General features: G+C 40.3%; 33 protein-coding genes. All 33 read right to left on the bottom strand.

The window, feature by feature from the left end; genetic code table 11:
- Positions 1-3: 3 nt before the first annotated feature.
- Positions 4-1,287: a glutamate-1-semialdehyde 2,1-aminomutase gene (hemL, locus tag I2F76_RS02485; protein ID WP_009730887.1), complete on the bottom strand. Its 1,284-nt coding sequence runs from the start codon at positions 1,285-1,287 to the stop codon at positions 4-6.
- Positions 1,288-1,295: 8 nt separating this feature from the next.
- Positions 1,296-2,264, bottom strand: a complete 969-nt coding sequence (gene hemB, locus I2F76_RS02480) for a porphobilinogen synthase (RefSeq protein ID WP_195487159.1) — start codon at positions 2,262-2,264, stop codon at positions 1,296-1,298.
- Complete coding sequence (locus tag I2F76_RS02475) at positions 2,254-2,979, bottom strand: uroporphyrinogen-III synthase (RefSeq protein WP_195487158.1); 726 nt, start codon at positions 2,977-2,979, stop codon at positions 2,254-2,256. Before I2F76_RS02475 ends, hemB begins: the two co-directional genes overlap by 11 nt.
- Positions 2,964-3,887 (bottom strand): hydroxymethylbilane synthase, encoded by a 924-nt coding sequence (hemC, locus tag I2F76_RS02470; protein ID WP_195487157.1) that lies wholly within the window; start codon positions 3,885-3,887, stop codon positions 2,964-2,966. The genes I2F76_RS02475 and hemC overlap by 16 nt, the downstream gene beginning before the upstream one ends.
- Complete coding sequence (hemA, locus tag I2F76_RS02465; RefSeq protein WP_195487156.1) at positions 3,874-5,130, bottom strand: glutamyl-tRNA reductase; 1,257 nt, start codon at positions 5,128-5,130, stop codon at positions 3,874-3,876. The genes hemC and hemA overlap by 14 nt, the downstream gene beginning before the upstream one ends.
- A 16-nt stretch (positions 5,131-5,146) precedes the next feature.
- A complete protein-coding gene (locus I2F76_RS02460) occupies positions 5,147-5,578 on the bottom strand; it encodes a precorrin-2 dehydrogenase/sirohydrochlorin ferrochelatase family protein (RefSeq protein WP_009730882.1) in 432 nt (143 codons plus the stop codon).
- Between the two features lie 2 nt (positions 5,579-5,580).
- A complete protein-coding gene (locus I2F76_RS02455; RefSeq protein ID WP_006596220.1) occupies positions 5,581-6,165 on the bottom strand; it encodes a cob(I)yrinic acid a,c-diamide adenosyltransferase in 585 nt (194 codons plus the stop codon).
- Positions 6,165-7,664: a cobyric acid synthase gene (locus I2F76_RS02450; RefSeq protein ID WP_195487155.1), complete on the bottom strand. Its 1,500-nt coding sequence runs from the start codon at positions 7,662-7,664 to the stop codon at positions 6,165-6,167. Before I2F76_RS02450 ends, I2F76_RS02455 begins: the two co-directional genes overlap by 1 nt.
- Entirely contained in the window at positions 7,649-8,464 is an 816-nt protein-coding gene (locus tag I2F76_RS02445; RefSeq protein ID WP_049515107.1) for an energy-coupling factor ABC transporter ATP-binding protein, read from the bottom strand. The genes I2F76_RS02450 and I2F76_RS02445 overlap by 16 nt, the downstream gene beginning before the upstream one ends.
- A 4-nt stretch (positions 8,465-8,468) precedes the next feature.
- Positions 8,469-9,158 carry a CbiQ family ECF transporter T component gene (locus I2F76_RS02440; RefSeq protein WP_195487154.1) on the bottom strand — a complete coding sequence of 230 codons (690 nt, stop codon included), beginning with the start codon at positions 9,156-9,158 and terminating at the stop codon, positions 8,469-8,471.
- 34 nt (positions 9,159-9,192) lie between these two features.
- Entirely contained in the window at positions 9,193-9,477 is a 285-nt protein-coding gene (locus tag I2F76_RS02435) for an energy-coupling factor ABC transporter substrate-binding protein (RefSeq protein ID WP_003010674.1), read from the bottom strand.
- Entirely contained in the window at positions 9,474-10,202 is a 729-nt protein-coding gene (locus tag I2F76_RS02430) for an energy-coupling factor ABC transporter permease (RefSeq protein ID WP_195487153.1), read from the bottom strand. The genes I2F76_RS02435 and I2F76_RS02430 overlap by 4 nt, the downstream gene beginning before the upstream one ends.
- Positions 10,203-10,221: 19 nt before the next feature.
- On the bottom strand, positions 10,222-10,926 hold the full coding sequence (locus I2F76_RS02425) for a cobalt-factor II C(20)-methyltransferase (RefSeq protein ID WP_003006937.1): 705 nt from the start codon (positions 10,924-10,926) through the stop codon (positions 10,222-10,224).
- Between the two features lie 10 nt (positions 10,927-10,936).
- A complete protein-coding gene (locus I2F76_RS02420) occupies positions 10,937-11,704 on the bottom strand; it encodes a sirohydrochlorin cobaltochelatase (protein WP_049515994.1) in 768 nt (255 codons plus the stop codon).
- Entirely contained in the window at positions 11,697-13,157 is a 1,461-nt protein-coding gene (cobA, locus tag I2F76_RS02415; RefSeq protein WP_049515996.1) for a uroporphyrinogen-III C-methyltransferase, read from the bottom strand. The genes I2F76_RS02420 and cobA overlap by 8 nt, the downstream gene beginning before the upstream one ends.
- Positions 13,154-13,915 carry a precorrin-6A reductase gene (gene cobK / locus I2F76_RS02410; RefSeq protein WP_049515999.1) on the bottom strand — a complete coding sequence of 254 codons (762 nt, stop codon included), beginning with the start codon at positions 13,913-13,915 and terminating at the stop codon, positions 13,154-13,156. Before cobK ends, cobA begins: the two co-directional genes overlap by 4 nt.
- The gene (gene cobJ, locus I2F76_RS02405; protein WP_009730873.1) at positions 13,912-14,637 is read right to left on the bottom strand and encodes a precorrin-3B C(17)-methyltransferase; all 726 of its coding nucleotides are present in this window, start codon (positions 14,635-14,637) and stop codon (positions 13,912-13,914) included. Before cobJ ends, cobK begins: the two co-directional genes overlap by 4 nt.
- A 25-nt stretch (positions 14,638-14,662) precedes the next feature.
- Positions 14,663-15,721, bottom strand: coding sequence for a cobalt-precorrin 5A hydrolase (locus tag I2F76_RS02400; RefSeq protein ID WP_195487152.1), 1,059 nt, complete (start codon positions 15,719-15,721; stop codon positions 14,663-14,665).
- Positions 15,711-16,484, bottom strand: coding sequence for a cobalt-precorrin-4 methyltransferase (locus I2F76_RS02395; protein WP_049516003.1), 774 nt, complete (start codon positions 16,482-16,484; stop codon positions 15,711-15,713). The genes I2F76_RS02400 and I2F76_RS02395 overlap by 11 nt, the downstream gene beginning before the upstream one ends.
- A 4-nt stretch (positions 16,485-16,488) precedes the next feature.
- Entirely contained in the window at positions 16,489-17,052 is a 564-nt protein-coding gene (locus I2F76_RS02390) for a decarboxylating cobalt-precorrin-6B (C(15))-methyltransferase (protein ID WP_009730870.1), read from the bottom strand.
- Positions 17,030-17,656, bottom strand: a complete 627-nt coding sequence (locus tag I2F76_RS02385; RefSeq protein WP_049516007.1) for a cobalt-precorrin-7 (C(5))-methyltransferase — start codon at positions 17,654-17,656, stop codon at positions 17,030-17,032. The genes I2F76_RS02390 and I2F76_RS02385 overlap by 23 nt, the downstream gene beginning before the upstream one ends.
- Positions 17,647-18,771, bottom strand: coding sequence for a cobalt-precorrin-5B (C(1))-methyltransferase CbiD (cbiD, locus tag I2F76_RS02380; protein WP_049516009.1), 1,125 nt, complete (start codon positions 18,769-18,771; stop codon positions 17,647-17,649). Before cbiD ends, I2F76_RS02385 begins: the two co-directional genes overlap by 10 nt.
- A 22-nt stretch (positions 18,772-18,793) precedes the next feature.
- Positions 18,794-19,471 carry a cobalt-precorrin-8 methylmutase gene (locus tag I2F76_RS02375; protein ID WP_049516010.1) on the bottom strand — a complete coding sequence of 226 codons (678 nt, stop codon included), beginning with the start codon at positions 19,469-19,471 and terminating at the stop codon, positions 18,794-18,796.
- 7 nt (positions 19,472-19,478) lie between these two features.
- Positions 19,479-20,171 (bottom strand): cobalt-precorrin-8 methylmutase, encoded by a 693-nt coding sequence (locus I2F76_RS02370; protein WP_009730866.1) that lies wholly within the window; start codon positions 20,169-20,171, stop codon positions 19,479-19,481.
- A 13-nt stretch (positions 20,172-20,184) separates the two neighbouring features.
- The gene (gene cbiB, locus I2F76_RS02365) at positions 20,185-21,132 is read right to left on the bottom strand and encodes an adenosylcobinamide-phosphate synthase CbiB (RefSeq protein WP_049516012.1); all 948 of its coding nucleotides are present in this window, start codon (positions 21,130-21,132) and stop codon (positions 20,185-20,187) included.
- Positions 21,129-22,490 carry a cobyrinate a,c-diamide synthase gene (locus tag I2F76_RS02360; RefSeq protein ID WP_049516015.1) on the bottom strand — a complete coding sequence of 454 codons (1,362 nt, stop codon included), beginning with the start codon at positions 22,488-22,490 and terminating at the stop codon, positions 21,129-21,131. Before I2F76_RS02360 ends, cbiB begins: the two co-directional genes overlap by 4 nt.
- 231 nt (positions 22,491-22,721) lie before the next feature.
- Complete coding sequence (locus tag I2F76_RS02355) at positions 22,722-23,168, bottom strand: cupin domain-containing protein (protein ID WP_003006908.1); 447 nt, start codon at positions 23,166-23,168, stop codon at positions 22,722-22,724.
- 16 nt (positions 23,169-23,184) lie between these two features.
- Positions 23,185-24,279 (bottom strand): ethanolamine utilization protein EutH, encoded by a 1,095-nt coding sequence (locus I2F76_RS02350; RefSeq protein WP_049474843.1) that lies wholly within the window; start codon positions 24,277-24,279, stop codon positions 23,185-23,187.
- Between the two features lie 16 nt (positions 24,280-24,295).
- Entirely contained in the window at positions 24,296-24,574 is a 279-nt protein-coding gene (locus tag I2F76_RS02345; RefSeq protein WP_049474842.1) for a EutN/CcmL family microcompartment protein, read from the bottom strand.
- 11 nt (positions 24,575-24,585) lie between these two features.
- Positions 24,586-25,227 (bottom strand): ethanolamine utilization protein, encoded by a 642-nt coding sequence (locus tag I2F76_RS02340; protein ID WP_049474841.1) that lies wholly within the window; start codon positions 25,225-25,227, stop codon positions 24,586-24,588.
- Positions 25,228-25,253: 26 nt separating this feature from the next.
- The gene (eutD, locus tag I2F76_RS02335; RefSeq protein WP_195487151.1) at positions 25,254-25,880 is read right to left on the bottom strand and encodes an ethanolamine utilization phosphate acetyltransferase EutD; all 627 of its coding nucleotides are present in this window, start codon (positions 25,878-25,880) and stop codon (positions 25,254-25,256) included.
- A 16-nt stretch (positions 25,881-25,896) separates the two neighbouring features.
- Complete coding sequence (locus tag I2F76_RS02330; protein ID WP_195487150.1) at positions 25,897-26,538, bottom strand: hypothetical protein; 642 nt, start codon at positions 26,536-26,538, stop codon at positions 25,897-25,899.
- 166 nt (positions 26,539-26,704) lie between these two features.
- Positions 26,705-26,842 (bottom strand): BMC domain-containing protein (locus tag I2F76_RS02325; RefSeq protein WP_195487149.1); only part of this gene is annotated, 138 nt, incomplete at its 5' end.

The following is a 26,842-nucleotide window of genomic DNA, read 5'->3' as shown; positions in this document are numbered from 1 at the left end:
CTTTCATGACAAGTGGCTAAAGACTTTGTCAAAAGCAGCTAAAGTACGGTCCAGATCTTCAAAGGAATGAGCACTTGATAAGAAGTTGCTTTCATACTGAGATGGTGCAATATAAACACCTTCTTCTAAAAGCAAGCCATGGACCTTGGCAAAAAGCTGATGATCTGCTTCTTTGGAATCTTCAAAATTCAAAACTGGTTTTTCTGAGAAGAAAAATCCAAACATGGTTCCAACAGAGACTACTTGAAGGGCTACGCCATGCTTTTCTGCCAACTGGCGAAGCCCCTGACAGAGATAGTCTGTCTTTTCAACTGTTTGATCAAAGACTTCCTTGGTTAATAGGCGCAAGTTTTCATAGCCCGCTGCCATGGCAATTGGATTCCCTGATAGAGTTCCTGCTTGATAAATATCTCCTAAAGGAGCAATTTGATTCATGTATTGAGCTTTCCCACCAAAAGCAGCAACTGGGAAACCACCACCGATGACTTTTCCTAGACAGATCAAATCTGGATCGACTTGATACAAGCCCACTGCCCCTTGGTAATGAGCCCGAAAACCAGTCATGACTTCATCCATGATGAAGAGTGAACCTGCTTCTGTCGTGAGGCGGCGAATCTCCTCAATAAATTCTTTGTGGCCTGGAATCAAGCCCATGTTGCCGGCAACAGCTTCTACGATGACACAGGCAATTTCTGCCCCGTGTTCTTCAAAGCAGGTCCGTAAAGCTTCTAGATCGTTATAAGGAAGAGCAATGGTCTCACGCGCTACCTCAGGAATTACACCTGCTGAATCTGCAATCCCAAAGCTTGCTACACCAGAGCCAGCTTGTACCAAGAAAGAATCACTATGTCCATGGTAGCAACCAATAAATTTCACTACTTTTGGTCGTTTGGTAATCCCACGCGCTAAACGAATGGCACTCATAGTTGCCTCTGTTCCTGAATTGACCATACGGATTCTCTCAACGAAAGGCAAGCGTTCTTTAATCAGTTTGCCTAATTTGATCTCACGTGGACTTGGAGCACCGTAACTGGTTCCTTCCCATAGAGCCTCTTGCACTTCCTCAAGCACTTCTTTTCGAGCATGTCCTAAAATCATAGGTCCCCAAGAGAGCACATAATCCACAAATTGATTACCATCCACATCATAGAGGTAAGCTCCTTGAGAATGGTCAATGAAAAGAGGATTGCCACCTACTGCCTTAAAAGCTCGTACAGGGCTATTGACACCTCCTGGGAAAATAGATTCTGCTTCCTTGAAGTAATCATTTGATTGTGTTCGTTTCATCTTTCATCCTAGCCTTTCAAATATCCTGCTACATCCTTGGCAAAATAAGATATGATTAAATCCGCTCCTGCTCGCTTCATTCCGATAAGACTTTCCATGACAACGGCACGCTCATCAATCCAACCTTGGGCAGCAGCAGCCTTCACCATACTGTATTCCCCACTGACATTATAAGCGACTAGAGGAAGATCACTTTGATTTCTTAGATCTCTCAAGACATCTAAGAAGGCAAGAGCGGGTTTCACCATGAGGAAATCTGCTCCTTCTTCTTCATCACTTTGAGCTTCTCGAAGAGCTTCTAAACGGTTTGCTGGATCCATCTGGTAAGTCTTTCTGTCTCCAAAAGCTGGTGCACTTTCACCGGCATCCCGAAATGGTCCATAAAAACTAGAGGCAAACTTAACCGAATAAGACATAATGGGTACCATGTCAAAGCCAGACTTATCTAAGCCTTCACGAATCGCCGCTACGTAACCATCCATGGCATTCGAAGGAGCAATAATGTCTGCTCCGGCTTCTGCTTGGCTTATGGCTACTTGAACTAAGCGGTCCAAAGAAAGATCATTGACAACCGTTTCACCATCTAGGATGCCACAATGTCCATGACTAGTAAATTCACAGAGGCAGGTATCTGCAATTAGTATGAGATCTGGATAGTGTTGTTTGATCAAGCGAAGGGCTTTTTGAACGATCCCGTCTGGGCTAGAAGCCTGTGAACCAACTTCGTCTTTTTCTGCAGGGATTCCAAACAGAATAAAGGCTTTAATCCCAAGTTGCACACAAGATTCCACCTCTTCTAAAAGATCCGTCAAAGCAAATTGAAAGACACCTGGCATGGAAGTCACTTCTTCTTTTTGCTCTAGATTTTCTTTTATAAAAAGCGGTTGAATAAAGTCATTGACGCTTACAGTCGTTTCTCTGACCAAATCTCTCATGAGAGAATTTTTTCTAAGTCTACGATGTCTTTTAAAATTCATGATCTTGTATCTCCTTTATAATCACCTCTACCAATTGTAGCATGGATGGACTAGAAGGCATATAGTTTACCGAGACACCACAATCTAAAACAGCTTTTGCTGTGGTCTCTCCAATCACCCCAATTTGGTGATGCTCTGGTAAAGAAAGCCCCTCTTGATAAAAAACATCCCAGGCTGACGGACTGGCAAAGGTCCATACACATTTTTCCTCTAAGGACAAGATGTCTCTTATTTTATCGATTCCCTCTTGATTGGCGACCGTTTGATAAAGAGGCCAAGCATAAACGTCATGTCCCAATTCCTGTAACATCTTTGGATAGGTCGGATTGGCCAAATCACTATGAGGGAAGAGAATGTTTTGCGGATCCCCATATTGACTAGCCCACTCCTTGATAAAATCCACTCCATACTGACTACTGGACTCAAAGGTGACATCTAGTTGATGCTCTCTCAATAACTTACTGGTCTGACTTCCGATCGAGGCAATCTTCAAATCAGGTCTCAAATAGGGAAGAAATAACTGAACCGTATTGGCACTCGTAAAGAAGACCCAATCAGCTTTGGCCAGTTTTTCTTCAAAAATGAGTGGAAGGGGATTGCCTTGTGTGCAAATGAGGGGCGCATGCAACCATTTGACTTGGTTCCGGTCTAGTAAAGTCTGTAATTCGACAGAGGGTTTTTGTTCTCTTGTAAAAATAATTAAGCTTCCCACCATTTGTCTATTAAGGCTCCTTTTTCCATTAGTTGCTCTAAAGCCAGTTTGGGAAGATCGCTTCCATCCTTAGAAGTGAGAGACACGTACAAGCATCGATCCTTACCATCTGCCAACATGGTCTTCAACTGGTATTGCCCCTCGATATATTGAGCGTGAGCTCCTACCGGGAAGGTACAATCCGCATTCATCAAGCTTAGGAAGCTTCTTTCCAATTGGATGCAGTTTTCTACTTCCTGATCGTGAATCGCTGCCAATAGATGCAGGACTTCCTCATCGTCTTCCCGGCATTCGACGGCTAAGGCCCCTTGTGAAACAGCAGGAATAAATGTCTGAGGATCTAAAAATTCTAAATTGAGAGAGGGCGACTGATCTAAATACCCGATCCGTTTTAGGCCAGCAGCAGCTAGCACGATAGCATCGCATTCGCCTTCTTGTAACTTGCGGATGCGCGAATCAATATTTCCACGTAAAGGTTTGAATTGGAGATCACTTCTTAGACTCTGAAGTTGGACCTGGCGTCGAATACTACTGGTCCCTACAACTGCCCCTTGCGGAAGAGTTTCAAGAGTCATGCCTTCTTCTCTATAGATCAGACAGTCTCTGACATCTTCTCGCTCCGGAATGGCACCAATGGTACATCCGTCCACAAGGATAGAAGGAACATCTTTTAAGCTATGGATGGCGATATCGATGTCTTGATTTAAGAGCGCCTGCTCAATTTCCTTGACAAAGACCCCTTTTCCACCAATGGTTTGCAGAGAAACATGAACCAACCGATCTCCTTGGGTTTTATAGGGGACCAATTCAAACTCCACATCAGGATAGCATTCTTTTAAACGCTCTACCACCATTTTGGTCTGGGTCATGGCCAACTGACTTTTCCTGGTTCCGACTTTAATGCTTCTCATGGTTCACTCCCTTTCCGCTATGAAGATCGAAAATTTTAGCTATCAAGGCAATATCATATTCCGAATTTTCACCCACAGACATTTCTTTTAATTGCAACAAAGGCTCCTTCAAGATTTGATTGATGATGCTCTTCATATGCTTCGAGATTTGTTTCTTTTCTCGATCAGTAAGATCTGGAAGTTTGCGTAATAAGCTTTCCATAGCTGACTGCTGAGCCTGAATCGCCTTTTCTCGAATCTCTTGAATCAGGGGAATAATGCCTAACTGCTGCTTCCACTCTTCAAAACTCACTAGTTCATTGGAAATCTCTGCTTCGATACTCTTAGCAATCTCATTTCTTTCCTCAAAAAAGGCTTGCAATTCGCTGGTGATATTTTCGATATTGTGAATGGTAATGGCCGAATTTGGATGGCAGGTCCGTGGCAAGCACAAGTCGAAAACAATCGCTCCTGCTTTCACCATATGCGGATAGAGAATATAGCCTTCAGACTTGATAGCAGTGAAAATAATATCCGCATCTTTCACGGCTTCTTCTAAATCATTCCAAGAATAAGCCTGAATACGATCTTCTGTTAAATAAGGGTTGGCCTTGGAAAGGGTGCGATTGACCAAGCGGATAGACTGAAAGGGACGTTGTAGAACATACTTGGTCACCAATTGGCCAATTTCCCCTAATCCGATGACCACGATTTTTGTATTCTCATAATCAAGGTCTTCCTTATCCAACATTTGTAAAGAGGTCAAACCGATGGACATAGGCCGGGCATTGATCCGGTAGACATCGTGCATTCTTTTAGCAAAGGTCACCGCTTGCCTAAAAGCTTGATTGAGGACGATTCCTGTCGTACCAGTTTCTTGGGCGCTCAAAAAGGCCTGCTTTAATTGACCGAGAACTTGTGTTTCACCTACAATCTTGGAATCTAAGCCAATGGATACTCTAAATAAATGTTCTAAAGCCTCATTGCCTTCTTTAAAGGTAAGATAAGGCTCTAGTTCCTCGATGTCAATCCGAAACCAATCTGCTAAAAAATGCTTGGAATAATAACGACCGGTATGCAGTTGGTCAACAACCAGATACAACTCTGTCCGGTTACAGGTTGACAGGATGACATCTTCCAGAATACTTTTTTCCTCTTTTAATTTGAGTAGAGCTTCTTTTTTTTCTTCATCAGAAAAATGAACCCGCTCTAAAATGGATAATGGTGCCACACGATGGGTTACACCAAGATATAATAAATACATTCTGTCCGCCCCGTTCTTACAATTGATCTAAAAGTTGTTCGATCTTTTTTCTGACTTCTTTTGAGCGCGATGGCGATAAGCCGTTTGTAGAGATCATGACGGAAAGTTCCTTATTTGAAGCAATAGCCACATTATAAAAATCGGAATTTTTCTTATCCCCAGTATTATTGACGAACTGACTAGGGTGCGCCTCTTCCATCACTTTTTTATTGACTTCCTGGTTATCTGTGCAGGCAAATACCAATTTTGCCCCTTCCAAATCCCCAGTTTGGTAGCTTCTTTGAATCCATTCAACCTGCGATTTAGGAATCACTTCATTGATTTCAGGACTAATGACTGTAACCTTGGCCCCTTCTGACAACAAAGTCTTAATCTTGCGGGCTGCTACTTTTCCTCCACCAATAATGACGACTGGTTTATTTTGGATATTCATCATGACAGGATACATGACTATTCTCCCTCTTTTCTTTCTCTAAAAATCTTAGCACTTCGTTTATAGACTGTATCTTTGACTTCTAGGCGATGGTTAACCAAGCGAGCTATGACAAAGAAGTAATCTGACAAGCGATTGATATAGATCAAGCCGACTTCATTGACCATTTCATCTGCTTCAATGACAGCAACCATTTTTCGCTCCAATCGACGGGTCATAGTACGAGCAACATGACAGAGACTGGCGATCCGATGGCCGCCAGGAATAATGAAGCGATCAATCTTTTCTGGAATGTGCATATAAGCATCCATTTTTTCTTCTAGGAAGGTAATATCTGATTCCTTTTGTTTGTATGGTCTCAATTCTCTAGGAGTAGCAAGATCGCTTCCACAGTCAAATAAATGTTGCTGAATCTCCTCACATTCTTCTCTGATATCATCTAATTCTTTGTATTCCTTCATTTCAGATACCAGGTAGCCAACTTGAGAGCACAATTCATCCATGGTCCCGTATGCTTCCACACGAATATGTGTTTTGGATACACGATCCCCACCATATAGACGGGTAAACCCTTTATCCCCATACTTTGTGTAAATTCTCATTAAAGCTCTTCTCCGTTCATAATCTGGTATATCTTTTTCATATCGACTGCATCACGAATAATTGCTGCCAGCTTATCATATTGCAAATCCTTGAATTCTTTGAGATCAATCGCCTGATCTGTGATAGGTTCCAAGCCCTTTTCAATTCGAATTTGGTTCAAATAATCGCGCGTCCATTGAGAGTTATCAAAGACACCATGGAGATAGGTCCCTTGAATTCGTTTGTCCGGTGAAACAGCTCCATCATATCTGCTTGTTTCCTCACCATTTTGAAGAATGATACGAGAAAATGGTGTCAAGCTATCTGATATCTCTGTTTCTCCCATATGGATTTCGTAACCTTCCAGAATTTGTCCTTCGTGTTCTGCCTGGACTTGAGTTGTCCGTTTTGTTCCCTGCATCTGCGTTGCGATATCCAGAAGCCCTAGCCCTTCAATTTCATCCAATTCTGATTCGACATGGTTTGGATCTGAAATTTTCTTTCCTAAAAGTTGGAAGCCCCCACAAATTCCAAAAATTCGAATGCCCTGATCAGCGCACTGACGGATTTGATCAACAATCCCTGAATCTTGGAGAACTTGCATATCTTCGATGGTATTTTTACTTCCAGGTAGAATCAAGAGATCTGGATTTCCAATTGCATCCCCTGGCATGACATAACGAACCGAAACGTCTGGTTGAATTTCCAAACTATGAAAATCGGTGAAGTTAGAGATCCGTTTCAAGGTAATAATAGCCACATCCAGATCTTTTTCCTGATTAAAGCTGCGTCCTTTACTGCTTAAAGCGACACTATCTTCGCTATCAATGTCAATGTCTGCATATGGGACAACTCCTAATACCGGTACTTGAGTGAGCTCTTCAATCATATCAATACCTGATTGAAGCAGGGCTACATCCCCCCTAAATTTGTTGATCAAAACCCCTTTGATCCGTTTACGATCCTCTTCTGGCATTAATTCGATTGTACCATAAATAGAGGCAAATACTCCTCCCTTGTCAATGTCCGCTACTAAAATGACAGGCGCATCGACCAAACGCGCCATTCCCATATTGACGATATCTCGTTCGTTTAAGTTGATTTCTGCTGGACTACCCGCACCTTCTAGGATAATGGCGTCGTATTCCTGGTCTAGTTCTTGATAGACTTCTTTGATTTTAGGCAGTAACTCCTGCTTAAATTCATGATAATCCACCGCATCCATATCTTTAAGGACTTTGCCCATAAAAACAACTTGGGATTTACGATCCGAAGTTGGTTTCAGTAGGACAGGATTCATGCGAACATCTGGATCAATACCTGCGGCTTCTGCTTGTACGACCTGAGCTCTCCCCATCTCAAATCCTTTTTTGGTGATAAAAGAATTTAAAGCCATATTTTGGGATTTAAAGGGAACAACCGTGTAACCATCTTGTTTTAAAATACGACACAAGCCCGCAGCAATTAAGCTTTTACCAGCATCTGAAGCTGTTCCCTGAATCATTAACGATTTTGCCATAGATATCCTTCTTTCAACTGCTCAAATAGAATCTCTTCATCTTCAACAAGGGGTGTCTGGATTGCCTGATGAAGTTTGACAATCCATGGCACAGAAAGTCCAGCATCTAACAACAATTTTTCTTCCTGGAATACTTCATATTTTGTTCCTTGGGTCATAATCTTGCCTTTTTTGATGAGGTAGGCATAGTCACAACAGTCATACATGAGATCCATGTCGTGGCTGGTAACAATAATGCTGGTTCCATTGGAAACTAGTTTTTTCATAATCATGGCCATTTGGTCCCGCCCTTTAGGATCCAATCCAGCAGTCGGCTCGTCTAACAATAGAAAACGTGGTTTGAGAGCTAACATCCCCGCAATGGCTACTTTTTTCTTTTGGCCGTAACTCAAATATTGCACCGGTCGATCCTGCAACTCTTCGATGTCCATCAGTTCAATGGCTTCTTGAACCCGTTTCTCACACTCCTCTTTGGAGTATCCTAAATTCTCTAATGCCATGCCAATATCATCTTTGGCAATGGTATAAAACAATTGCTGCTCCGGATTTTGAAAGACCATATTGACTTCTTGCCGGTAAGCAAACAAAGCTTTCTTCTTATCTTGAATGACCTGATTATCTAAACTCACACTGCCTTCTTGGGGCTTGAGCAGTTTGGTCATGACCTTCATCAGGGTAGATTTCCCGGAACCGTTGGTTCCAATAATTCCAGTAATCTTTCCTTCCATGAATTCCATATTCACATGGTCCACAGCTTTCAAATCATCAAATAAAACTGTAATATTCTCTAATTTTAACATATTTTTATTCCTCTTCATCAATTTCTTTAGCTTGAGCAAATTTCAGGGTTAAGACATCATTTAAGCGCTGATTATCTGCCAATAATTTGACAAATAAGGTATTGGCTAATCTTCCCCAGCCAAGATAACTTTTTTTCTTATTTACAAATGAAAACTTCAAATCTAAGGTATCTCGAATGGTTAAAAATTCGATTAATACTAGAAAGATAAAGCGATACATAAGAACGATTAATTCCATTAAGATAGCCGGCAAATGAAGGGTTTTACAAAGCTTCATCATCTGGTTAAAGGGAATGGTTAAAGCCATAAAATAGGTTGAAATTAAAGAACAGTAAATTCTCATAACAATCGGTCCAACTTGTTTGGCAGAAGAATGAAAAACTCCTAAATAGCCATGACTTCCAACTGGAATGGCCATTAAAAACTGATGACTATTTTCACCATAGCTAATGACAAAGGTCGCCATACTTAATAAAATGAAAATAGACGGATAGCGAAACCAGCTCAAGTATTTTAAAATAGGAAGTCTAGCAATATAACACGTCAAGGGGACCATGATAACAATTAGTAGAATTTGTAAGGGGAGGAAACCAGAGAAAGAAATAATCATTAACAAAATATACAAACTGAACTTATGCAGTTCTGGAACTGCAGTCCAACGGTTATTATACGCATAGCGATCAATTACAAACATAGTTTCCTCCCATACAAATACTTACTAAACTAAATTATTTTTCTTGATGTTTTTTTCCTCTTTGGTAACCGATGACATAGAAGATAATCCCCGCACCGATACTACCTTGAAGGGTAAAGAGCAAGCTTTCAACTTCTGATCCTGGTGGTTCAAACAAAGGTGAAAACCAAGGTTTATAGTCCTTTTGAATAGTCGAAATAGCATTTTCTGCAGCATCATCCGTACCACTATATTCTACTCCTTTAGGAGCAAATAAGAAAGCACCGACAATAATCACAACAATGGCAGCTAATAACAAAAGATTTTTTTGTTTTTTCATAGGAAGAGCCCCTCTCTTTCTGTCGCATTTTCAGAAATCAAGTTATAGAAGATAACTGTAAGTAGTCCTTCTACAATGGCAATTGGAATTTGCGTAATTAGAAAGACTCCTAAGAACTTAATGGTTGAACCCACAAATCCAGTGGTTGGATCCGGGAAGACCAATCCAAGTTGAAGCGAAGTTGTTGCATAAGTCGCTAAATCTGCAAGCATCGCACACAAGAAGAGTGAGACTGGTTTAGATAGTTTCAAAGAACGGCTAAATTTATAAACTGCAAATCCGACAAAAGGACCTACGACTGCCATTGAAAAAGCATTGGCACCAAGGGTTGTCAACCCACCGTGGGCAAGAAGAAGAGCTTGGAACAACAAACAAATCGTTCCTAGTACACTAATAACAGATGGTCCAAACATAGCAGTTCCCAAACCAACACCGGTTGGGTGAGAGCTAGATCCTGTTACTGAAGGGATCTTCAATGAGGATAAGATAAAGATAAAGGCACCGGATAAGGCCAACATGGTTTTTGAATTTGGATCTTTTGAAATAATCTTCTTAATTTTGATCAAACCTAAAATGAAGAATGGTAAAAATAGTAAGAACCAGACAATACACCATACCAAAGGGAGATACCCTTCCATAATGTGCATAGCAGATACAGGTTGAGGTCTAAAGATGATTAGCAATACTAAAAGAGCAATTGCTATCATTTTTTTACGTTGTTTCATAATATCACTCCTTTTTTCATTACCCTAATGGATGTTTCTTGACCAATAGGGTTGTAAAATAATCCAATTTGTCATCGACTGTTAAGTCCGATACTCCGTACAAAATTCTTTGCTTTTCAGTAGAGGCATGACTGACTAAAAATGTTTTTTCAATCAGGTCGTACTTCTCCAACAAGGGAAGAATCACATCCAAATGATTGGCCACTTTCATAATCACAACTGTATCATGAATCGCTAGTGCTTGGTCAATCTTATCCGCATCTGCTGTAGCAGGAACAACTGCAAAGGACTCTTCATCCATGGTCAATGGTTGCCCCAAGACAGAAGCCATGCTACCAAATGAGGTAATTCCAGGAATCGTTTGGGTATCAATGCTATTCCCAATTAATCTCAAGAGGTAACTATAGGTACTATAGACCATCGGATCCCCTAAAGTGATAAAGCCAACATTCTTCCCAGCTTTTACATCTTCTACAATTTCAGCAGCAATTTGTTCCCATTGAGGTTCCTTCTTTTCTAAGGAACGAACCATTGGAAAGTGGCGTTGTTTAATCTCTAGATGATCACTGACATAGGGACTCGCAATCGTCAATGCCACACTCTTAGAACCGCGTTTGGCTTCAGGAGTGTACAAAATATCCAATGTTTGCAGAATATTTTTGGCTTTAACGGTTACGAGTTCACTGTCTCCTGGACCAATCCCAATACCGTAAAATGTTGCCATTTTAGACCTCCTATTTAATAATCTTTTCTAAGTGTTGAACATAGAGTTCTTGAACACTTGGGTATTCACCAAGTCCAATCAAGTGTGTCTCTACTTGGTAGCCTTTTTCTGTAAAGAAGTGTTTCCATGATCCTTCTTCATCCGAACACAAATCATTGGTAGCATGATCCCCAGCCACTAACATAAAGGGAGCAAGATGAACTTTTTTAATGCCTTTAGCTTCCAGACGTTTTTCGAGTAACTCTACCGGAGGATAAGACTCGACACAGCCGATATAGACAGCTTCATCCGTCAACATATGATCCAAAGCGGCGTAGGCAGTAAAGGCATAATGCTGACTACCATGTCCCATAAGGATGGTTGCTTCGTCTACATCATCATTATTGTATTCTTTTACAAGAATATTTGCAACATTTTCATAATCTTCTTCACTAAAAAGAAGAGGTTTCCCGATTTTTAGAAGTTCAAAATCTTCTTTAAACTGATTGGCTTGGTGAACCACTTTTTCATATTCACTTCCCAAGATAATGTGGAGTGGTTGAATATAAACTTCCTTGACACCATCCTTTTTCAATTGTTCCAATAATTGGTTCACAGTTGGAACTGAGATTCCTTCATTTTCTTTAATGCGCTTAATGACAACATTCGAAGTGAAGGCACGGTGGACCTGAAAATCTGGGAACCGCTGTTGGATCGTCTCTTCACAGGCTTGAATGGTTTTCTTTCGTGTTTCAGGATAGGTAGTACCGAAACTGACAACAATAATCGCTTTAGTCATTTTCACTTTCCCTTCTAAAAAAAGTTTGGCAAGCTTCACAAACCGATTTTAAGGTTCTCTCTTCTGTTTCAATCAACTGATGATAGCCAGCTTTTTCCAATACAGACCTAGTATTGTCTCCCATAATGACAATCGGTTTCTCTTTCCAATTCTCTTGGGTTTTCTCTGCCATCAACACAAAGTGGTAAGCTGCAGCAGAGTTTGGCAAACAGATCAGCTGGATATCCTCTGCATGATAAGAGAATGATCCACTTTCAAAGTCAACAGAATGTGTGGTGTGGATCGGGAAGTTCAAAGCTTCTGCTACTGCTTTTTCCTTAATATCAGAAGTGAGAATGATCCAGTTTCCTTCTTGCTCACTCATCCGTTTCACAAAATTCTCTTCTGCAACATCATTGATTTGATCATAGAGGCGAATACCTGCTTCTTTAATGGTCTTGATGGTATGATGACCACTTGCTACAATCTTCAGATGGCTGAGACTCCGTATATCCAGATCTTCTTGTTGCAAATAGGCAACAAAGAAGTTCCAAGAGCTTGGGTCTGTCACTACTAAACCGTCGATGCTAGAAAGTTGAGGAAGTTGCAGTTCTTTTGCAAGTAATTTACTTGGTGACTGAAAAGCATACACTGTCGCCCCAGCATCCCTCAATAGTTTAGGAAGTTTGGCATTAGGAGTTTCTTGCACCAAAACGGTTCGACCGAACAAAGGCAGTTTTTCATGGTAGTTTAATTCCTCACGGAAAGCAACAACGTCCCCAATCACAATTAAACTTGGTGCTTTCATCTGGTGTTTTTCAGCCAGTTCAACAATGGTCTCTAATTTTCCATCGATCGAGCGTTGTTGAGGGTGAGTAGCCCATTCGATAATCGCAACCGGAGTTTCCTTATCGTAACCACGAACCATCAATTCCTCACAAATGGTCTGCAAGTTTTTCATTCCCATAAGGAAGACTAGAGTTCCTTTTAAGTGGGAAATCGCATCCCAGTTCAATGCTTCACTGGCATCTTGTAGATGGCCAGTAAAGACATGAAAGCTAGTCGCGACATTTCTAAAGGTCATGGGAATGCCTGCATAGGCAAGGCCGGCTATAGCTGAGGTGATTCCTGGTACAACTTCAAAGGGAATCCCTTCTTGGATAAGAGTTTGAGCTTCCTCTCCTCCTCGGCCAAAAATATAGGGATCGCCACTTTTTAGGCGAACAACTTTTTTCCCTTCTTTGGCTTTTGCAACCAAGACTTCTTCAATTTTTTCTTGAGAAACACAAGGTTGATTAGGAATCTTACCAACATAGATCTTTTCACAGTTCGCTTTTGTGTAGGCTAGAAGCATAGGATTCACTAAGCGGTCATAGATGAGAACATCCGCCTCTTCTAGTCTCCGTGCTCCTTTAATAGAGATTAATTCTTCATCCCCTGGACCCGCACCTACTAAACTAACAAAGCCGCTCATCCATTCACCTCTTTCTTTAAATGGGTCTCCAATTCCTCAATAGTTGACACTACTTTAGAATAGTTGACAATAGGTCGTGAAATAATCACACAATCCATTCCAAGTTCTTGACAGCCTTCGATTTTTTCTCGAATCCCACCAATACTTCCGCTTTCTTTGGAAACAAATACTTCCGCTTTCGAGCGAGCCAGCAATTCTTTGTTGCACTCTTTAGAGAAAGGAGCCTTAATCGCATCAATCTGATCCGGAACAAGTCCCAACTCTTCACAACCTTTTAGAACTTCCGAAGTTGGAAGAACACGAACCACAATACGCGACTCTGGTAAACCATGGACGAATAATGGCAAGGTTTTGCTTCCAGTTCCTAAATAGACTGTTTTATACTCTTTCTCTTTGATGTATGCAATGGCTTCTTCTGTCGAATGAACAACGGTAGCACCCGATAAGTCGATGGTAGCTTGTCTTTCAAAGCGCACATATGGAATTCCCGCCTGGTTCGCTGCTTTCATCGCTTCTTGAGAGACAATATCCGCAAAGGGATGCGAAGCATCAATAATTTCATCAACGTCATTCTCTTTGATGAAAGCAACCATTTGGTCAGCTGTCATTCTTCCTTGGACCACGTTCTGCCCAAATTTAGAAGCTAAATGGCGGCCATAATCCGACACAACAGAGGTAGTCACCGGGATATTCTGTTGCGAGAGGAATTCAAGAATCTCTGTACTTTCAGCTGTTCCACCGAAAAGTAGTTTCATCATAGTGTATATCCTCGAGGTGTGATCATGCGACCATTTTTCACATAAGTCTCTTTGTTTCCAACAATAACAATTGTAGTCATGTCTACAAGAGTTTCATCCAAGTCTTCAATCGTAGTAAGCACAATTTGTTCTTCCTTACGTCCGATATCCTTACCGATACCAACAATCGTATCTTTGGCTTTGTATTCAGACATAATTTCAAGTGCTCTTGCTAAGTGCTCTGGACGACCTTTACTTCTTGGATTATATAGACAAACGACAAAGTCACCTTGTGCTGCTGCATGAAGACGTTTTTCAATCATTTCCCATGGAGTCATCAAGTCACTAAGTGAAATATGACAGAAGTCGTTCATGAGAGGTGCTCCCATCACTGCAGCTGCTCCAAGGCTTGCTGTAATTCCTGGTACAACCTTCACTTCAAGCGTATCGTTTTCTTCTAATAACTCGAGGATCAAACCAGCCATCCCATAGACACCGGCATCCCCACTCGAAACGACCCCAACATTTTTTCCAGTTTCGTGAGCTAGGTCAATAGCTTTTTGACAGCGTTCAATCTCATGACGCATCCCAGTCGCAACCATTTCTTTATCTTTTACAAGATCTTTGATCAAACGCATGTAGGTAGAATACCCTACAATAATTTCACAATCCTTGATTGCTTCCAATGCCTCTTGAGACATCAATTCTTCTTTACCTGGGCCAAGTCCAATAACGTATAACATATGTATTTCTCCTTAAATTTAATATTTAATAATTGTTAACTAATTTACCAAGTGCAAATGTTGCACCATTTTGTGCGAACCGTTGGGTCAGCACATTTCCTTTACTTGCAAGGTCTGCACTAGCAAGCGCCACACTACCAACCCCAACAGTCTTCTTGACAAATTCCGATTGCGGATATTTATCCGCCACCACTAGCAGTTCCTCCTTGGAGTAGGTATGGAAAGGACAGTCAAGGTGTTGGGCTAATTCTAGTATCGCCTGTTCATTTTTTTTGACATCAATACTAGCAATTTTTGCGATTTCTGAACCGGAGATTCCCTCTTGTTCACAAAATGCATGAAAAGATTCCATAAAAGTGGAAGGTGGAAGATCCTTCTTTGCCCCAACTCCTAAAACATAAGGTTTTGGATGAATCAGGGCTACCACTTCTTCGTCAACCTCAACTGCTTGAGAGGTCAACCAAATAAATGGGCTCTTATTAGCAAGGACTTCCTGAATCTGATTTTCTTCAATTACTGTTAGCCCTCTCAGGTCAGAAACCCAAGGCTTTTCTTGATAAAAATAGACACAGTCCTTATTCGCTAAATAAGAATTGAATACTTTCACTAAGTAGCGCAATTCTTCCCGCCACCCATTTACTTCTTTAGCAATATTATCCAAGGCTACAACATTTTGTGTATCGGTTGCGGTCGTGATCACTGGATTTGAATCTAATAATTCAGCGATTTTAAGTGTAACTTGATTGGCCCCACCTAAGTGACCACTCAATAAACTAATCACATGATTGGCTTTTTCATCCATAACGATCACAGCAGGATCAGTTGTTTTGTCTTTAATAACAGGGGCAATGCCTCTGACAACCGCACCAATCGCCATGATACAAATTAAGACATCCACCTCTTGGAATACCGTCCGAAGTCCTTCAATGACACGTCCTTCAATCGGTACCGTCCGAGAGTCAGCGATTTTCACAGTGGTATAGACCGGACAATCAATCCCAAGTTTTTCCTTGAGCTCTAGTCCGAGATTTTTTGCGTTGTTAGTAACCGCCACAATGGCGTAACGAGGGGAATCATTTAGCATGCGAACTCAATCCTTTACGGAATTCATGGTGGAATTCTTTGTGATAGAGTTTAGAGTAGTAAAACTCTTCACCTAAGAAATCTCCAACTAAAATCAAGGCAGTTTTTCTAATTTTAGCTTCTTTGACCTTCTCAGCAATGGTCTCCAATGTCCCAAAGACCTTGCGTTCATCTGGCCAAGTTGCCTTATAGATTACTGCGACAGGTGTTTCTATTGGATAGCCACCCTCAACCAATTCAGCCACCACTTTCTCAATCCCCTGTACAGATAAGAAAATGGCCATAGAGGTTCTATGCTGAGCATAGCTTCGGAGGGATTCTCGTTCAGGAACAGGGGTCCGTCCGGCCATGCGAGTGATAATGACACTTTGAGAAACTTCAGGGACTGTATATTCTGTTCCAATACTTGAGGCAGCTCCTAGGAAAGAGCTCACCCCAGGAATACAGTCAAATTCAATTCCTCTCTTCTTCATCTCTTCTGTTTGCTCACGAATAGAACCATAAATAGAGAAATCGCCTGTTTGTAAGCGAACGACGTCTTTTCCAGCTTTCACTGCTTCTTCCATGACATCAATAATTTCCATCAAATGCATAGACGCGCTGTCATGAATCTCCGCACCTTCCTTACAATATTGAAGAAGATCTGGATTCACGAGAGAACCCGCATAAATGACCACGTCCGCTTGGGATAATTTTCGATAACCTTTTAGGGTAATGAGTTCCACATCACCAGGTCCTGCGCCTACAAAATGTACAATTGACATAGCTTTATTTCCTTTCTGGTTTTACAGCTGAAACAATAATAGTTGGGTTTTGCTGTTTGAAATAATGCCCTTTTCCTAGGGCAGACCATCTGCTCGCTTGGATGGATACGACGTCTAAGTCTTGCCATTCCATCTCTTCAGCAAGCTGAATCGCTTCCATAGCATTTTCCAAGAGGATAAAGTTTAAAACAAAGCGTCCTCCCGGAACTAACAGATGTTCACACCACTCAAAGATTTCAGCCATATTGCCCCCGGTTCCACCGACAAATATCGCATCGAATTGACCTTCTAGCTCAACAGGAGCTTTGCCTTTTATTAGAGTAATATTCTGACAGCCAAAGTAGTCAATATTCTCCTGTGTCAAGGCAACAGCATCTTCATTTTGTTCAATTGCTACGACTTCCAAATTTGGAAAGGAAACAGCTGCTTGAATCGTTACACTACCGGTACCAGAGCCAACATCCAACATTCTCTTAGCTTTATGCAAGTCTAATTTATCAATACTGATAGCTCTGACTTCTTCTTTAGTCATTGGGACCTTTGCTCTAATAAATGCCGAATCCTTCATTTAGTATCACCACCACATTCATTTCATATTGACGATCAATCACTTGGTCCTCTGCTAAAATTTCAATTTTTTCATCTTCATAGCTAAGATTTTCACCAATGACTAAAACTTTTTTCAATCCCCGTTTCATCACCTCTTGCGCTATTTCATAGGGACCAATTTTCTTATCCGTCACCATAAATACCTTCGGTAGAGAAAGAAAGAAATCAAAATCAGGAATTTTTGCATGGCTACTTGTTAAGTAGGCATCATTCATAGGGAGAAAGACTTTGCTCGCGAGATACTGGAAGGAAGAAATCCCTGGCTGAACCACCACGCGCCCTTTAAATTTCTCAGACAACCATTTTCCCAAACCATAGATTAGGGGATCGCCCGATGCTAGGTAAAGAATGGTTGCATCTTCTGGATAAGACTCGATTAATTGAGCCAACTCCGCAAGTTTCTTTGGAGGTACAACCCCTTTTTCTTGATAGGCAGCTGGAAGGATTTCTAAATGTCGCTCACTTCCAAGAATATAGTCTGCCTTCTGATAAATCTCTTCACTTCCCAAAAGTCCATAGGAAGGGGCTCCTGGCCCTATTCCAATTACATAGATCACGTCCATTCCTCCGCTATTTCTTCTAATGTTTGGGTTGAAGCCAGATACCCAGCTTCTGTCCCAAAGGTTACTACATCAATGCTCACTTCCGGCTTCCGATTCCGCAGCAACCGCTCCGATCGAAATTTCATCTTGTCCACCAGCACTTGATAGACTTCTTCGTAGTGATACTCCTCAATTAAAGTTCCAGCCGCATCTGTTGTAATACACTGATCCACTTTCTCAAGAAGTTCAACTGGAGCCCCTAGCAAGGCTAGATTTGCCATAATAATTTCCATTCGCGCATCTGAATCTTTGCTATGAGTTGAGAAAATCCCACCAGCCACCTTGACAAATTTACCCATATGGCCAACCATCAGGACCCGAGTAAAGCCAATCCGCTGGACTTCTTTAAGGACATGACCAACAAAGTTACTCATGTTCACAATTCGATGAGGTGGAATTCCCAGCACATTGGTCGCAAAGTCCTCGCCATAATTTCCGGGTGCTAACACAACCGATCGATAGCCTTGATTGTACAACATGGTTAATTCAATCGTAATGGACGCCTTCCAACTCTCCTCTGACATGGGATTGACAATTCCTGTCGTCCCCAAAATGGAGATTCCTCCTACTATTCCTAAGCGTGAATTATAGGTTAACTTGGCTGTTTCTTCTCCACCCGGTACCGAAATAATAATTTTCGCTCCGCAGTTTGGACCAAGTAATTGCCGGGCTGTTTTTTCAATCATAGCCCGAGGAGTTGGGTTAATGGCTGCCATTCCAACATCACATTTCAATCCTTTTTGTGTGACGCGACCAACACCTTCTCCGCCATCGATCTCAATGTCGTTTGAATCCGGCAAGAGAGTCACTGTCGAATAAATCAGGAGTCCGTGCGTCGCATCTGCATCATCACCACCATCCTTTTCGACAGCAGCACTGGCAGTAAATTCACCAAAAGAAGGATCTTTGATATCCATTGTTACTTCTACTCCATTTGCCGTAGAAACTGTAACTTTTTCTTCGATATCTTGATTGAGAATCATACTAATCGCTGCGGCTGTCGCTGCTGTAGCACAAGTTCCAGTAGTAAACCCTTTTCTTAGTTTTTTTCCATTGACATATGCATAATCATCCATATAGTTCCATTTCCTTCACTACTTAATTATTTGGGACTACGAAGCGTTGGTAATCATCCATTTCTTGTTTGTACTGGTACAAAATAGCATTTACCACTGCAGCTGCAATCGTACTTCCTCCCTTACTTCCCAATGCGACAATAGAAGGAATTGGGCTATCATGAAGCTTCTGTTTTGATTCAGCTGCACCGACAAAGCCAACCGGCACACCAATAACAGCATCAGGGACTAGTGTTCCTTCTTCTACCATATCCAAGACTTTAAAGATAGAAGTTGGAGCGTTTCCGAATACAAACAATTTAGGACCCAATTCATTGGCCGCATGTTCTACCGCTGCCATAGAACGAGTGATCCCTTTTGCCTTAGCTTCTTCAAAAATTGCTGGTTCATTTACCAAACATCTGTAGGCCACCCCTAGTTCATCCAAGATTCTTTTATTAAATCCACCTAGAACCATGGTCGTATCTGTAAAAATGGTTCCCTTATTTTTGATAACATCTAGAATATGGTCGATAGCATCATTTGAAAATTTGATATTGTAGAGGTAATCAAAATCTGCACTCGCAAAAACAACTCGTTTCCAAACTGCTTCATGAAATGGATTATCAAAAACAATATCTGGATGTTCCTGATCAATGATTTCTTGAATTTTTTTAAAGCTAGCTTCTTCAATCTTATTTGATACTTTTATATAACTCATGAATACCTTATCCTTTTTTATCATTTAAAGCTGTTGAATAACGAACATAGTCTTCTGTTACGATCGTTTGCATTTGATAGATAATCGCATTAATAATAGCCACGACAAGGGTACTTCCCCCTTTACGTCCTTCATTGACCATGACAGGCAAGTCAGTCGCTAATAAAGCTTCCTTAGACTCTAAGACATTGATAAATCCAACGGGCACACCGATAATCGCGTCTACCTCAACTTTTTTCTCTTTGATCAAATCAAGGAGATGGAACAAAGCAGTCGGAGCACCACCAAAAGCAAATACTTTAGGTCCTTCGATCTCTGTTGCTTTTTCAATAGCAGCCATTGCTCGAGTAATGTTTTTTTCCTTAGCAAGTTGGATGACATCTTCATCATTAATCAAGCAACGGTAGGAAACGCCCATTTGGTCCAACACCCGTTTATTGATCCCATTTAAGGAAATGCTAGAATCCACAATGATGGTCCCTTTATTTTGAATTACATCAACGATTCGTTCATTAACATGATTGATAAATTTCATGGTATAGAGATAGTCAAAATCACCCGTGGTATGAATGGCGCGTTTAATAATCGCCTCTTCCATGTCTTCATGGAATTCATAGCCAGGATGATCCTGGTCGATCACCGATTGAATGATCTGAAAACTTTTTTCCTCAATGGAGGACGGGTTTTTAATATAGGACATAGATACTCCTCTTTTAATAAATTACAAGAATAAAATAAATCATTGACAAAATGAACGTTGAAACCGTCGTTGTCATATAAAGCATAGAAATGGAGGTTAAAATATCATCTGCTTCTACATTCCTAATTGGGTCTCCAATGGTTGGTTTTGAAATCAACTCGCCATGATAAACATGAGCCCCCCCTAATTGAATTCCTAAAGCTCCTGCAACAACAGATTCAGGGAAAGCACTATTCGGACTCGCATGTTGGTAGCGATCTCTCCAGCCAATTTTTATGGCATTTCTGAAATCCAATTGCAAAATCCGAGCACTTGCCAACATAAAGAACCAGGTTAAACGAGCAGGGATAAGATTGACTAAATCATCCATTTTAGCTGAAACAAATCCAATCTTACGATATTTGACTGTTTTATAGCCTACCATTGAATCTAGCGTATTAATAGCCTTGTAGCCCATTGCTAGAACTGGACCACCAAGAAATAGGCAGAATAAGGGACCGATTACGCCATCACTAGCATTTTCTGCTACCGTTTCAATGGTCGCATTACAAATTTCAGGAATAGAAAGTTGATCTGTTTCTCTCCCAACAATCATACCAACCTGATATCTAGCCTTTTCAATGGAGCCAGACTGAATAGCTTTGTAGACTTTAAGAGCTTCAAAAGCTAGAGAACGAGTTGCCAAACAAGTGTAAGCTAGATAAATCCAAATACCCCAATAGAGAATAGGGTGCAACTGACTAGCGCCCCACAAGATTCCATAAGTGATGGAAACTGTTAAGGCGACAGTGGAGAACCACAGAAGAACGCCAAACAGAAAAGGAAATTTTGTTTTTAGGTTCTCTAGTTTCAAACAAGCATAAATAAAATTTCCAATCAGCTTGACCGGGTGGGGCCAAGAATAAGGATCTCCGATTAACCAATCCAGAAGAAGAACGATAAAAATTGCAATAACTATCATTTCTTAGACTCCAAGATATAATCAATCCAACTCATAAGGAGTTGTTCCTTTTGATAAAAATGAACATGGAGGTAACTTGCAAAAGTTTTCCCTTTCTGGTAGCCCCCTGTCCAATTGGAAACTACTTCTCCATCTCTTTCTTTTCTGAGTTCTAAAACTGTTTTTTCAGAAGTATTAAAGATGGAATGATGGAACTCATGACCTCGAACTTCCGTACCAGACGGACCAAATAAAGATTCTTCATTGGTAGTTGCAAAACAGTAACCAAACCGTTTTAGGCCATTGGTCATCACACTAGTGCCATCAAATATTCCAACCATTTCATAGGATTGATCTTCCATCTCAAGAGTTTTCCCAAGATACATCAAGCCTCCACATTCAGCATAGATGGGAATTCCTTTTTGATGAGCGTCTAGAACGGATTCTCTAAAGGAGCGATTGTCAGACAATTCTTTTGCAAACAACTCCGGATAACCCCCACCAAAATAATAGGCATCGGCTTCCGGTAAGCGTTCATCTTTTAAGGGACTAAATGGAAGCAAGGTTACATTAAAACTTCTCAACAAATCCAGATTGTCTTCGTAATAAAAATGAAAGGCATCATCCAGTGCATAAGCAATGGTTAATGAGGTAGAATTTTCGAGTTTAAATGGAGAAGAAAGTTTAATTGACTCTCTATCAACCTTCTCCAATAGGCGATCAAACTGAATGGTTTTTTTAGCCTGCTCTCCAAGAATAGAAAACTTTTCTTCTAGATCCTCCATTTCTACATCCGGAATCAATCCCAAGTGTCTGGAAGGAAGTTCAACTTGAACATTTTTTGGAAAATACCCCAGGACTTCTATATCAGTGTAGCGCTCAATCGCCCCCTTAATCAGCTGATAATGGGTTTCCGAAGCCACACGATTGACAATGACACCAACAATATTTACCGCTGGATCAAATGAAGAAAAACCATGCACAATTGCTGCAGCTGAAGTCGAGGTTGATTTCCCATCAATAATTAAAATAACAGGTAGATTCAGCTGTTTGGCAACAGATGCAGAAGAGGCACAATCTTTATCTGTTCCTAATCCATCATAGAGTCCCATCACCCCTTCTACCACTGCGACATCGGAATTTTGATGCCAACGATAATAAGACCACTTCAGATAATCCGTATCAGGAATTAAAAAATTATCTAGATTACGAGATGAGTTCTTCGTAATACGACTATGGTAAGAAGTATCAATATAATCAGGGCCAATTTTATACGGCTGAACATTGTACCCCATATCTGTTAAAGCCCTTAATACAGCCAGTGTTACGGTAGTTTTTCCAACACCACTAGATACACCAGCTAACATAAACTGCTTCATCCTAAAAACCCCTATCTCTTGAAAAAAATAGAGCTACAAAAAATACACTATTTTTTGTAGCTCCGTTGCTTTATTAAATTACTAAGCACCTCGTTGTGCTCTCTTCATTCTTAAACACTAAAGATGCCTTTATTCTAATATAAATTATAGCATTTGTCAATAAATAATTGAAAACGTAATCAAAAAGAGCACGTATCGTGCTCCTTATAAATTATTCGATATGAAAGTTTTTTATCCTTGCCAATCTGCTGGATATGTCACATAAATAAAGCGCGCCTTATCCTTAACAGAGAATTGAATATCGCTTCCCTTTGGAATAAAGATGATTTCACCTGGACCGGCACTCATCACTTCATCACCAGAGATAACATCCAAACGACCTTCGATCACATAATCAACTTCATCATAATCTAAATGCCAAGGGAATGTTGTCTTATCCATTGTCATCAAGCCTAAGCCAAGTCGAGGACTTTCTTCAAGAGTCAAAAGATCACGTGTATAGACTTGATGTTCAGGATTTCCTGTGTCCAAACGATCTTCAGGACGAACATCTAAGCTTGGTAGTGAAATAGAAGCTACACCAGCTTTACTGACACGTTTAGCAGAACCTTTACCTGCCAATTCTTCTAGAAGAATTTTGCGAACCAAAGATTCAATATCTGTACGATTATAATCCATTTACCAACACCTCCGATTAGGCTTCTTTCTTAGTCAAGAAGTAGGCAAGTAATACGGCAGTAACCCCACCAACAAACTTACCAATCATCATTGGAACAATCATCTTAGGAGCTTGTCCAGCTGTAAATCCTAAGTGGTCCCCGATAACGAATGAAGCAGATACAGCAAAGGCAATATTCAAGATCTTACCACGTTTATCCATATCTTTTAACATTTGGAACATAGCAATGTTGTTTGCCAAAGAAGCAACCAAACCAGCAGCTCCTACTTCGTTCATTCCCAATGATTTACCAATTGCTGAAAGAGGTTTGTTGGCTACTTTAGTAAAGACAGCAACTAAACCAAAAGCACCAGCCAAGGTTACTGCGATTGAACCAACAACGACAAATGCTTCTTGAAGGGTTTCTGCACCTTTTGGATAAAGTTCAAGCAACCATTTATTACCAGTCAAGAGTTGTGCTGCACCGAATGCCAAACCTAAAGTTGCGATCACAACAATGATTTGACCAAAGATTTCAAATCCTTTAATCATTCCGTTTGGAATAAGAAGCAATCCTATGAAAATAAGGGCAGATACAATGACAATAGGGATCAAGTTGATTAATAAAGTACCAAATGATAGACCTGGAACAAGCAATCCACCAACTAAACATCCGATAGGCACAGTTACCAAACCGTACAAAATACCACGAGCCAAGAAAGGACGATCTGATTTTTCGATAATACCTAAGGCAACAGGGATCGTGAACACGATCGTTGGTCCCATCATAGAACCTAAAACGTAGGCAGCAAAATCACCAACAGCTTTATCTTGGGCTAAGCTCAAGGCTAAAGGTGCTCCACCCATATCATTCGCGATAAATGTTGTTGCAAAAATCGAAGGATCCGCACCAACCAAACCATAAAGAGGAACAATGATAGGTTTTAATAAATCAGCTAACAATGGAGCTACAACCATAATCCCAGCCATAGAAAGCGCTAGCGCTCCCATAGCCATAATTCCTTCTTCAAACTGCTCACTAAGGCCCAATTTCCCGCCGATACATTTATCAATTGCACCAACAAGCATAAAGAGAACCATAATGTAAATGATAATTTCATTTATACTCATAAATTCTTCCCTACTTTCAATAATCATCCAGTTGATATTCAACTTTATCTATGATCCCAACAATGACCATATCCACTGGAACGTCCTGTCTATTCAAACTCACTCGAGCAGAACTTCCTGTAGTAACCAATACTTGATCACCTTCACCAGCACCAATACAGTCTGCAGCAATCACTAAAGAAGGATCTGTTTGATGGTCATTCAGTTGTCGCTCGACCACTAAAAACTTTAATCCATTAAGTTTTTCATCTTTTCTTGTAGCCCACAGACTCCCTTTCACTTTCCCAACAAACATCTCGCTACTCCTTATTCTTCAATATTAATATTGTGACGTTTTAAATAATCTTTTGCAAGCGCTGTCACAATCATTCCTTTTTTTAGACGAATGCTATCATTATCAGATAGATTCATTTCAATTAATTTTTTTTCAGTTAGCAAGCCAACCTTCTCAACAGTTTTAGGTGTTGAGCTGTTTTTTGACACTTCTTGGACAGGCTTATTGTTTTCTCCACCAGTACTTTCTTCAAGGATGGATACCAATTCTTCTTTTTTGTAGAATTGAACACCATATCTGATCAGTTTTTCGTACTGTTCTTGAAGATCTTGGAACAATAGTGCTTTAGAGGTCTGTTTAAATTGATGGAAATCAAATAATTCATTTAGAACCAAAACTTTCTTTCCTTTTAAGAGACTCTTAATCACCACTGCCTCATCTTCTGTAAGTGGACACAAAGAAGCTATCCGAAGCATCGCATCAAAACCAATTGATTCTACTAGAATGATGTCAGCACTACTTGAATTTTTTACAACTTGATAGCCCTCTCTATCCAAGATATCCGGAGTATCAAATGCCCCGATCACAAATACAGAAGACTTGTATGATTCAACCTGTAATTTATCCATTAAACGGTCTGTAATCAAATCTACGATTTTGTCTAGATTTTCCATTTTTGACCTACCTCCAACAAGCAATACTAGTCTTTAATAATACGACCACGGATTCCTTTGCTAAAACCACAAGCATTGGCTTCATCGTAATCAATATGCATATAGGTTGCAAATTTTGGGCTGACCCGAATCACAACATCATCAAAAATTAAAGGTCTCGCCCCTTCAACTTTTACTTTTACAATATCATGATTTTTCACACCAATTTTTTCTGCATCTTCAGGCGTCATATGAACATGGCGTTTTGCTACAATCAACCCTTTATCCAAAGAAACTGATTTATCTCCATTCACCAATACAATACCTGGAGTACCTTCAATATCACCGCTTTCACGAATAGGAGCTTTTACTCCTAATTGTAAGCAGTCTGTAAGTGATACCTCTACTTGAGACTCTTTTCTAACAGGTCCCAAAATAACCACATTATGAAAAGCTCCTTTTGGACCCACTACAGTCAAACGTTCTTTTGAAGCATACTGACCAGGTTGAGATAAATCTTTCACCTTGGTCAATTCATAACCAGTTCCGAACAAAGCATCTAATTCTTTGCGACTTAAATGCACATGTCGACCACTAGCTTCTACTTCAAAGGAGCTGTCTAGTTCATTTTGAATCCTATCAATAACTTTATCAATTAAATTTTCAAAAGACATTGTTATTCTCCACATTCTATTCTAAAATAAGCCATACTAAAACTTCAATTGATTTCAATAATGTGATTAGTTTATCCGCATAAACATCTTGATTGTTAGACGATACTAAGGTCAATTCCTTTCGGATATTGACAATTTCAAGATATAACTCATAGCAAGAAAGTTTCCAATCCTCACATTTGTAATCAACTCTTACACTTCCTTGATCCAACTGTTTAATGACTCGAATTGACTGTAAATCTTCATTTGTCCCAAAATTTGGGTTATAAAATGAGATATCCTCTTCAATATAACAGCCGACCATCTTTTCTACTATTTGCAGTAGATTTCCCAATTGATCAACTTTTTCATCTAAATAAGCAAGATGGAGTTCTTTTTGGCATCTTAGAAAATACGTGTATAGTTTCGTTAGCTTGAAAAGTAGTGGATACACAGCAGACTCTTCTAGAGACGAAACAGTCATATGAAATGGTTTACTAATCTCTGTTTGAGTTTTATTTGGCAAATCAGAATAAACTATCTGAATATGGCGATCATGCAAAAAACCTTTTGCAGCTGGAGTCAATTTATCATCATTCGAAAGTTTTAAGATATTTTGCTCACTGATCTTGCCATCTTTTATTAGCTTCCTAATTCGTGATTCAGTATAAACTGTCATGCATTCACATCCTTCTACCACAAATTAAACACAGGGATACAACGAGGTTGAGATGTAACTTCTCAACCTCGCTCAGCTATTAACATGAATGAATATTCTTACATCAAGATGCTTATTCCTATCAAAACATTAATTGCTGATTACCTGTATGAGAAATTTTGAAAATCTACTCTTTATGAGGTAGGATTACTTCTACTTCTGAATGTGGACGTGGGATGACATGTACAGAAATCAATTCACCTACGTTTTCAGCTGCTGCTGCACCTGCATCTGTTGCAGCTTTAACAGCACCTACGTCACCACG

Origin of the sequence: Streptococcus parasanguinis (assembly GCF_015557775.1) — a bacterium.
Lineage (GTDB): Bacteria > Bacillota > Bacilli > Lactobacillales > Streptococcaceae > Streptococcus > Streptococcus parasanguinis_AA.
Note: the sequence above shows the minus strand (reverse complement) of the source record. Positions and strands in the feature narration are given on the sequence as shown.